The sequence below is a fragment of the Pseudomonas sp. GL-B-19 genome (assembly GCF_019956415.1).
In the GTDB taxonomy this organism is placed as follows: domain Bacteria; phylum Pseudomonadota; class Gammaproteobacteria; order Pseudomonadales; family Pseudomonadaceae; genus Aquipseudomonas.
Genome location: NZ_JAHBDK010000030.1, coordinates 65,856 through 74,805 on the forward strand (window position 1 = coordinate 65,856; position 8,950 = coordinate 74,805).

General features: G+C 56.6%; 10 protein-coding genes and 1 pseudogene. 7 read left to right on the plus strand and 4 right to left on the minus strand.

From position 1 onward, the window contains the following. Positions 1-20: 20 nt before the first annotated feature. The 3 genes and pseudogenes from KGB06_RS12810 to KGB06_RS12820 all read right to left on the minus strand — a co-directional run bounded on the left by KGB06_RS12810 (position 21) and on the right by KGB06_RS12820 (position 2,325). Positions 21-578, minus strand: coding sequence for a peptidylprolyl isomerase (locus KGB06_RS12810; protein ID WP_223516228.1), 558 nt, complete (start codon positions 576-578; stop codon positions 21-23). Between the two features lie 3 nt (positions 579-581). After that, positions 582-1,387 (minus strand): annotated as a pseudogene (locus KGB06_RS12815) (alpha/beta fold hydrolase). A 14-nt stretch (positions 1,388-1,401) separates the two neighbouring features. Further along, positions 1,402-2,325: a LysR family transcriptional regulator gene (locus KGB06_RS12820; protein ID WP_150713769.1), complete on the minus strand. Its 924-nt coding sequence runs from the start codon at positions 2,323-2,325 to the stop codon at positions 1,402-1,404. Positions 2,326-2,374: 49 nt separating this feature from the next. On the opposite strand from KGB06_RS12820, the gene KGB06_RS12825 reads away from it, so the two are divergent. From KGB06_RS12825 to KGB06_RS12845, 5 genes are all read left to right on the plus strand, one after another. Then, complete coding sequence (locus KGB06_RS12825) at positions 2,375-2,689, plus strand: 3-phosphoglycerate kinase (RefSeq protein WP_223516232.1); 315 nt, start codon at positions 2,375-2,377, stop codon at positions 2,687-2,689. 231 nt (positions 2,690-2,920) lie between these two features. After that, entirely contained in the window at positions 2,921-3,520 is a 600-nt protein-coding gene (locus KGB06_RS12830) for an FMN-dependent NADH-azoreductase (RefSeq protein ID WP_223516241.1), read from the plus strand. A gap of 322 nt (positions 3,521-3,842) precedes the next feature. Continuing rightward, positions 3,843-4,709, plus strand: coding sequence for a carboxylate/amino acid/amine transporter (locus tag KGB06_RS12835; RefSeq protein WP_223516243.1), 867 nt, complete (start codon positions 3,843-3,845; stop codon positions 4,707-4,709). Positions 4,710-4,793: 84 nt separating this feature from the next. Beyond that, a complete protein-coding gene (locus KGB06_RS12840; protein ID WP_223516245.1) occupies positions 4,794-6,260 on the plus strand; it encodes a S41 family peptidase in 1,467 nt (488 codons plus the stop codon). Then, on the plus strand, positions 6,257-6,799 hold the full coding sequence (locus KGB06_RS12845; protein ID WP_223516253.1) for a MepB family protein: 543 nt from the start codon (positions 6,257-6,259) through the stop codon (positions 6,797-6,799). The genes KGB06_RS12840 and KGB06_RS12845 overlap by 4 nt, the downstream gene beginning before the upstream one ends. A gap of 112 nt (positions 6,800-6,911) precedes the next feature. Here the strand turns inward: KGB06_RS12845 and KGB06_RS12850 are convergent, their stop codons facing one another. Beyond that, positions 6,912-7,799 carry a LysR family transcriptional regulator gene (locus KGB06_RS12850; RefSeq protein WP_223516255.1) on the minus strand — a complete coding sequence of 296 codons (888 nt, stop codon included), beginning with the start codon at positions 7,797-7,799 and terminating at the stop codon, positions 6,912-6,914. Positions 7,800-7,958: 159 nt separating this feature from the next. On the opposite strand from KGB06_RS12850, the gene KGB06_RS12855 reads away from it, so the two are divergent. Both KGB06_RS12855 and KGB06_RS12860 read left to right on the plus strand, forming a co-directional pair. Further along, positions 7,959-8,603 (plus strand): hydrolase, encoded by a 645-nt coding sequence (locus KGB06_RS12855; protein WP_223516257.1) that lies wholly within the window; start codon positions 7,959-7,961, stop codon positions 8,601-8,603. 180 nt (positions 8,604-8,783) lie between these two features. Then, positions 8,784-8,950 (plus strand): transposase (locus tag KGB06_RS12860; protein WP_223511913.1); only part of this gene is annotated, 167 nt, incomplete at its 3' end.

Genomic DNA, 8,950 nt, shown 5'->3' on the forward strand with positions numbered 1-8,950 from the left:
CTCAAGACTTCCTGTGAAGCTTAGTCGATGACTTTGGCTGACTTGATGAACACTGGATCGGCGGGCACGTCCTTCATGCCGCCACGGGTAGTGGTTGGCGAGTTGACGATGACGTCCACCACGTCCATCCCTTTCACGACTTTACCGAACACGGCATAACCATCACCGTTGTCGAGGAAATCGTTGTCCTTGACGTTGATAAAGAACTGGCTGGTGGCCGAATCAGGCGCCGAGGTGCGTGCCATGGACAAGGTGCCACGAACGTTAACCAGGCCATTCTTGTGTTCGTTCTTGATCGCGTCCTTGGTCACCTTTTGTTCCATTTGTTGGGTGAAGCCGCCGCCCTGGACCATGAACCCAGGAATCACACGGTGGAAAATCGTGTTGTTGTAGAAGCCGCTGTTCACGTAATCAAGGAAGTTCTTGGTACTGATCGGCGCCTTGACCGGGTCCAGTTCGATTTCGATCTGGCCGTTGGTAGTTTCCAGCAGAACGTGCGGCGCCTTGGCGGGCGTTGCAGCCATCAGGTTGGCAGCAAACAGTACGGAGCCGGCGACGAGGGCGATTTTCTTTAGCATGGGTCAGTGATCCTGAGTGAGGTGGTGTCGACTGCGGTGAGAAACTCGAGCAGTGTGTGGTTGAAGTGTTCGGGCTGGTCCAGCGGGGTGGCGTGGCGCGAATCGGCAATCACTACCAGCCGTGCATCGGGCAGTAGTTTTACATAGGATTCCTTCAGCGCGACCGGCGTGTAATCACGGTCGGCGCTGACGATGAGGGTTGGGCAGGTGACCTTCGAAAGTCGTTCCTGAACACCCCAGCCAACGATGGCATCGAAGCTGGCGAGATAAGCATGTTTGTCGTTTTTTGCCCAGCGTTCAGCCATCTTTCGTCGCAGATCCGCCTGTTCCGGTTTCGGGAACAACTTGCCGCCGAGGGCCTTGCCGATGGTGCCGAGGCTGAGGGCGCGCATCAGGCTCCAGCGTTTGAACCACTGCCAGTAATCGTCTCGACTGCGCAGTTTGACCTCTGGCGCACTGTTGACGATGGTCAGGCTCTTGAGCAATTGCGGTTGATCCACGGCCAGTTGAAAACCGATCATGCCGCCCATCGACAGCCCCACGTAGTGCACCGGGCCGAGGTTCAGATGCTCGATCAGCGCGACCACGTCGGCGCTGAAGCCGGCGATGCTGTAGCGCTCGCGGGGTTTATCGGAACGACCGTGGCCGCGTACATCCGGGACGATCACCCGGTAGCGTGCGGACAGTGCCGGGATCTGCATTTCCCAGTCCAGCGTGCTGGACCCTAAGCCGTGGATCAGTAGCAACGGCGTGCCATGGCCGTATTCCTCGTAGTGCAGATTGCAACCTTCGTGTTCGAAATAGGCCATGCATTCACTCCTTGTCAGGCTTGTTCAGGGGCGGCGAAAGGCGCGTCCAGCGGTGCGGTGTCGAAGGTGCGCAGTAGTTCAATGAGAATCTGCGTCGCCGGTCCCAGGGGTTTGTCCTTGTTCGAGTACAGATAAAAGCTCGGGTTACGACTGCCGCCCTGATCCAACGGTAGCAGCTTGAGCGTGCCTTCTTTGAGTTCCCGTTCAATCATGTGCCTGGGCAGCCAGGCGAACCCCAGTCCGCTGCTGACAAACGTTGCGGCGGTGGCCAGGCTGCCGACGGTCCAGCGCTGTTCGGCACCGAGCCAGCCGACATCGCGCGGCTGCTGCCGCCCGGAGTCGCGGATCACCACTTGCATCTGGCTTTCCAGGTCCTGGAAGTTCAATTCTCGGTTGAGGCGGTGCAGCGCATGTTCGGGGTGGGCCACTGCGACGAATTCGACATCGCTCAACTCCGCCCCCAGGTAACCCGGGATGCTGAAACCAGTGATCGCCAGATCGGCTACGCCTTCGAGCAGGACTTCCTCTACGCCCGACAGCACCTCCTCGCGCAGACGAACCCGGCAGCCGCGACTTTGTGGCATGAACGCGGTCAAGGCGCGGACGAGGCGAGCGCTCGGGTACGCCGCGTCGACCACAAGCCGCACTTCGGCTTCCCAACCTTGTTCCATGTGATGGGCCAGGTCTTCCAGCTGACTGGCCTGTTTCACTAGTTGCCGCGAGCGACGCAGCAACACGCCACCGGCTTCGGTCAATACGGCTTTGCGCCCGTCGATGCGCAACAGCGGCACACCGAGTTGGTCCTGCATGCGTGCCACGGTGTAGCTCACCGACGATTGCGAGCGGTGCAGCGCTTCGGCGGCCTGGGCGAAACCACCGTGGTCGACCACGGCCTGCAACGTTCGCCATTGATCAAGGGTCACGCGGGGCGCTTTCATGAATGGCTCCTCTTGTCCTAAGCTGGCAGCCCTTTATGGAGACTGCTGAATGAAAAAGCTTTGTTGTGTGCTGCTGGCGATGCTGCCGCTGACGGCGTTTGCTTATCCGATTGATGTGCAGAAAAACCTCAACGGCATGAAGATCGACTACACCACCTACGACACGGATAACGACATGGGCTCCATCCGGGTGGCTAACTACGGCGACGTTGATGCGAGCTGCAAAGCGGTTTTCAGCAATGGCCCGGAAGCACCGCGTACTCGCAAGATCGATGTGCCGGCGGGAAAACACAAAGACGCCACCGCCAAGTTCACCCGTAGCATTATCAAGCTGCGCATTGAGCTGACCTGCACACCTAAATGACTTCAATCCCTTGTAGGAGCTGAGCTTGCTCGCGATAGCGGTGTGTCATTTAATTTGATGTCGGCTGACACACCGCTATCGCGAGCAAGCTCAGCTCCTACAGGGGTATGCTCAGCTTATAAACGAATTAATTGATGGGTTATAGCAGTTTTTTGCGCTTTTTCATCGATATGACTCTGTTTAATCTTCACTCCATCGCCTTACAGCATTCTCAGATGGAGCCTACATCCCATGTCACGCGTTCTGATCATCGAAAGCAGCGCCCGTCAGCAAGACTCGGTTTCCCGTCAACTGACCCAGACCTTCATCAGCCAGTGGAAAACGGCTCATCCGGCCGACCAGATCACCGTGCGTGACCTGGCCGTCAAGCCGGTGCCGCACCTGGATATCAATCTGCTGGGCGGCTGGATGAAACCTGCCGAGCAACGCAGTGACCTCGAACAGGCTTCGCTGGAGCGCTCCAACCAGTTGACCGATGAGCTGCTGGCCGCCGACGTGCTGGTCATGGCTGCCCCGATGTACAACTTCGCCATCCCCAGCACGCTTAAAGCCTGGCTCGACCATGTGCTGCGTGCGGGCGTGACCTTCAAATACACCGACACCGGCCCGCAAGGTCTGCTCAGCGGCAAACGTGCCTACGTGTTGACCGCTCGCGGCGGGATCTACGCCGGCAGCACCGCGGATCACCAGGAACCGTACTTGCGTCAGGTCATGGCTTTCATCGGTATCCATGATGTGACCTTTATTCACGCCGAAGGCATGAACCTGGGCGGCGACTTCCACGAGAAGGGCCTGAACCAGGCCAACGCCAAGCTTTCCCAGGTGGCATGAGGCTTTAATCGCCAGATAATCCCTTGATGTTCAAGTGACCTGGCGCAACCCCTTCAAGGCTTTACGCGCATCGAACCTCCCTTTGCACTTATTGCTCCTGAGTGCTGTTGCCCGATTGAACGCTTTAGCGAGATCGGGCTTTTTTTCGCCCACGATTTGATGGGCGCGCACATAACCCTGTAGGAGCTGAGCTTGCTCGCGATGAGGGCTGGTACACCGCTATCGCGAGCAAGCTCAGCTCCTAAAGGGTTGTGTGTCGCCTGACGATTCGCAGTGATCGGTAAAACCCGCTATCGTCGCCGCCATTCAAAACGAGGCGAGCATGGGCTATCTACTTTTTGTCACGCTGATCCAGGCGTTTTCCTTCAGTTTGATCGGCGAATACCTGGCCGGTCACGTCGACAGTTATTTCGCGGTCCTGGTGCGCGTGGTGCTGGCGGGGCTGGTGTTCATTCCGCTGACGCGTTGGCGTTCGGTGGAGCCGGCATTCATGCGCGGCATGCTGTTGATCGGCGCGTTGCAGTTCGGCGTGACGTACGTTTGCCTGTACCTCAGCTTCCGCGTGCTGACAGTGCCGGAAGTGTTGTTGTTCACCATCCTCACGCCGTTGCATGTGACCCTGATCGAAGATGCGCTGAACCGGCGTTTCAATCCGTGGGCATTGATTGCTGCGCTGGTGGCGGTGATGGGGGCGGCGGTGATTCGCTACGACCGGATCAACCCGGATTTCTTCATGGGTTTCCTGCTGCTGCAACTGGCCAACTTCACCTACGCCGCCGGGCAAGTGCTTTATAAACATCTGGTGGCGCGCCATCCGAGCGATCTGCCGCACTACCGCCGATTCGGTTACTTCTATTTAGGTGCATTGGCGGTGGCCTTGCCGGCGTTTCTGCTGTTCGGCAAACAGAACTTCCTGCCCGAAGCGCCACTGCAATGGGGCGTGCTGGTATTCCTCGGCCTGGTCTCGACTGCATTGGGGTTGTACTGGTGGAACAAAGGCGCCTGCATGGTCAACGGCGGAACGCTGGCGGTGATGAACAACCTGCATGTGCCCGTGGGGTTGCTGATCAATCTGCTGATCTGGAATCAGCATGAGGAATTGGGGCGGTTGTTCCTCGGTGGGTCGGTGATTTTGATGGCGGTGTGGATCAGTCGTTTGGGGATCAGGCGCGCAGCCAAATTCGTGTAGGTGCTGCCGCAGTTGCAGCGGATGGGCCAGCAGGCAGAGGTTCAGCTGGTCAGCCATGGAGAAGTGAACTAAGGGAATGCCTGCATGAAAACTGCGTACAAAAAAATAGCGTTGGCTGTCTGCCTGTGTGCTGGCTTGACGGGGCCGGACGTTGAAGCCGAAGAGCCACCACCTACAAAAGATTGGAAGAATCTAACTATCAATGATCTTTCTGTCATGCGGCAACGGATAGTGACTTCTCATCCAGGCGCTATTGATAGTAATAATGAGGTTTTTACAGATTGGGTTGAACGGGGTTATTTGGAAGCAAGTCAGCTGTCTGAACGCGTCAACTCAAGGAAAGACTCTCAAGCCGTGCTGAATTTTTACATTGCGGGCTTCAAGGATGGACACGTAGGGCTGAATCAACCCGATCAAGGAAACTCTTCTTGGGCGGGTTTCATTTTGGAGATGCAGGGGCAGAATTTCGTTGTAAAACAGCTCGCTAAAAATTGGTCTGTACCGTTGCCGCCGATTGGTTCCAAGGTTATATCGTGTGATAACAAGTCAGTTCGCGAGATACTCCAGAGTGAAATATCTCCTTATGTTGATCGTCGCCTTGATCTGAAATCGACTTGGTTGCATTTGGCTAAGCAGCTAACTGTCGATGATGCCAACTATCCCGTGCTGGCGAGGGTCTTATCCAAAAGCTGTCTGGTTGTTCTGCCTAATGGAGTAAGACAAAATTTTAATTTATTGTGGCAAGAAGATCGCGGGCAATTGGACGCTTTTTTGCGCCAGCCTCAACCACTCCAATCGCTCCAGAATTTAGGGGGCGGGAGATATTGGATACATGTATCAAACTTTATGCCGTCAGCAGCCGAGAACGCTTCCCTCGATAAAATGCTCGACGTCATCAAGAGTATTGATGATGCCAAACTGGTTGTGCTTGATACACGAGGCAATCGCGGCGGTAACAGTTTAGTTGGTACTGAAATACTTTCTGCTTTGCTAGGCTCGCAAATGGTAAAAAGCCTGGATGAGTCATCTGCGTATGCAATGTGGCGGGTTTCTCCTTTTGCACTCACAACGCTCAATAATGCTCTAACTACCATGGGGCGTGACTACGGAGGCAATAGTGAAGCTTATAATTTTGTTTTTAGTTTAACCAGGTCGATGGAACTAGCGCTTCAGGAGAAAAAAGACTGGTTGCGACAACCGAGCACTTCCTCTGTCGATCAAGAGGGTTCGAGAGGATTCAATGCCCGAGGTTTTAAAGGTAAGCTTGCACTGGTGACTGACTCATTTTGCGCGAGTGCCTGTCTAGACTTTGTGGACGTCGTACTTTCCATTCCGGGGGTTGTCCATTTAGGGGCGTCAACGAGCGGCGATACAGATTATATTGATATAGGCTCTCAAGTGCTGCCGAGTGGTGCACAGTTCTGGATACCGTTAAAAGTATGGCGGGGGCGAGCGCGGGGGAATAATCAAAGTTATGATCCGTCATTTGTTTTTGATGGCGATATAAATGACACAGCGGCAGTCCAAAAGTGGGTACTTAATAACTTATGATCCGATCAGCGCCATTCCTCAAGCACAACGATAACCTTCCACACGAACTGCTCACCGCCATCGAGCAGGTGTACAAACCAGCAGGCCTGACATTGACGCAGGAGGCTCAACGCGAGCCGGAGAGTGCCGAGTACGAAGCCTGCCGTCTTGGCCTCGATGACCAGGAAGTGGTCTTCCGTGTGGCGAAGACCACGCCGACCAAGATTGGCCAGTTCGTTACGCTATGGAAGCGGCCGACGTCGACCAGCGAGATTGCCCCGTTCGACACCGGCGATGGCGTCGCCTTTGTGGTGGTGAGCGTTGCTGATGACACGCACCGCGGACAGTTTGTTTTTGATCAAAAAATACTGGCCGCCAAAGGGGTCATGTCGATTGACGGTGACGGTGGCAAGCGCGCAATTCGCGTCTATCCGCCGTGGGCCAGACCTGTCGCAAAACAGGCGATCAAGACGCAGCAATGGCAGCTGAAGTATTTCCTCGCGCTTGAACAGGACGGCGGCGCAGACGTGGATCAGGTGTGCCGACTCTTCGGAAAATAGACACCTGACCCTGTAGGAGTGAGCCTGCTCGCGATAGCGATGTAGCAGCCAACATCCATATCGACTGACACTCCGCCTTCGCGAGCAAGCTCGCTCCTACATGGGATGGGCGTTACTTCGCTGCCAACTGCGCCACCAAAAACTCAATAAACGTCCGGGTCTTCTGCGGGACCCGCCGTGCCGAAGGGTACACCGCGTTAATGGTGATCGCGGGCGCCTGCCATTCGCTCATCACTGGCACCAGGCGGCCTGCCGCCAGTGCATCCTCGACAATGAAGTCAGGCAGCAGGGCGATGCCCATTCCGGCTTCGGCGGCCTGAGCGAGCAAGTCGCCGTTGTTGGCATGCAAGGGGCCAGTCACGTTGACCCGCTGGGTTTCCTGGCCGTTGCACAACTGCAGGCTGACGCCGCTTTGCAGGTACCCGTAATTGAGGCACTGGTGAGCGCGCAAGTCTTGCGGGGTCTGCGGTATGCCGGCGCGCGCCAGATACGCCGGGGACGCCACCATGATTCGCGGGGCCGGCGCCAGTTGCCGGGCAATCATCGTCGAGTCCGGCAGGCTGGCGATGCGTATGGTCACGTCGAAACCACCGCGCACCGGGTCAACCTGCTGGTCGCTGAGCACCAGTTGCAGCTCGATGTTCGGGTGCTGCTCATGAAACAGCGGGATCAGTGGCCCCAGTCGACGCAAGCCAAAAGACATCGGGGCATTGACCCGCAACACCCCGCGCAATTCGCCGATGCCGTTACGCGCTCGCTGTTCGGCCTCGTCCAGCGAGGCCAGCACTTCGCGCGCCGCGTCGAAGTATTCGGCACCTGCCTCGGTCAGGTGCAGGCTGCGGGTGGTGCGCTGCAGCAATTGCACACCGATCGCGTCCTCCAGCGCCTGAATCTGTTTGCTGACTTTTGATCGCGGCACATCCATTGCCCGTGCAGCGGCGGCGAAGCCGTTTTCGCCGACCGTGACGACAAAGGCGCGCATGCATTCGATGCGATCCATGATTGTCCCTGTTTTAGAATCAATGATTCTCGATTTTAGGGAATTGTCCCTTTGTATGCCAGCCCCTAAAGTGACATCCAAGCCGACGACAATACCGCTGAAGGCAACGTCGACTCACCCATGACTCACTTTGAAAATCGACATCAAAAGGAACGCGCCATGTCTATCCGTGAACTGCTCAACCCAACCAATTCCGCCCTGATCCTGATCGACCACCAGCCTCAAATGGCGTTCGGCGTGCAGTCGATCGACCGTCAAACGCTGAAGAACAACACGGTAGGCTTGGCCAAGGCCGCGAAGATCTTCAACGTGCCGACCATCTACACCTCGGTGGAAACCGAAAGCTTCAGCGGTTACATCTGGCCCGAGCTGCTGGCGGTTCACCCGGAGCAAAAGCCGATCGAGCGCACTTCGATGAACTCGTGGGAAGACAAGGCGCTGGTTGACGCGGTGAAAGCCACCGGGCGCAAAAAACTGATCATTGCCGCGCTGTGGACCGAGGTCTGCCTGACCTTCCCGGCACTGGAAGCGTTGGCTGAAGGTTACGAGGTTTACATCGTCACGGACGCCTCAGGCGGCACCACCAAGGAAGCGCACGACATGTCGGTGCAGCGGATGATTCAGGCCGGTGCGGTGCCGGTGACCTGGCAACAGGTGCTGCTTGAGTACCAACGTGACTGGGCGCACAAGGACACCTACGAAGCTGTAATGGAATTGGTGCTGGAACACAGCGGCGCGTATGGCATGGGCGTTGATTACGCTTACACCATGGTGCACAAGGCGCCTCAGCGTCAGGCCAAGTAACGCGCCAACCTCGGAAACGATTCAATCCCTGTGGGAGTGAGCCTGCTCGCGATGACGGAGTGTCAGTCGATATGAATGTGACTGTCAGACCGCTATCGCGAGCAGGCTGATCTGGCCTAATGAAATTGGACACATCAATAGGGCGCTATGATGGCGCCCAAATCTAAGGTGTGCATGATGATGCGAAAGTCCTATTCCAGCGAGTTCAAGCTCAATGCTGCAAGCATGGTGCTTGATGAAGACCAGCCCATTCTTGAGGTCTGCGCCAACTTCGATATCGGCCCTACTGCGTTGCGCCGCTGGGTCGAGCAGGTCAGGAAAGAACGTGCAGGCTCGACGCTAGCGGG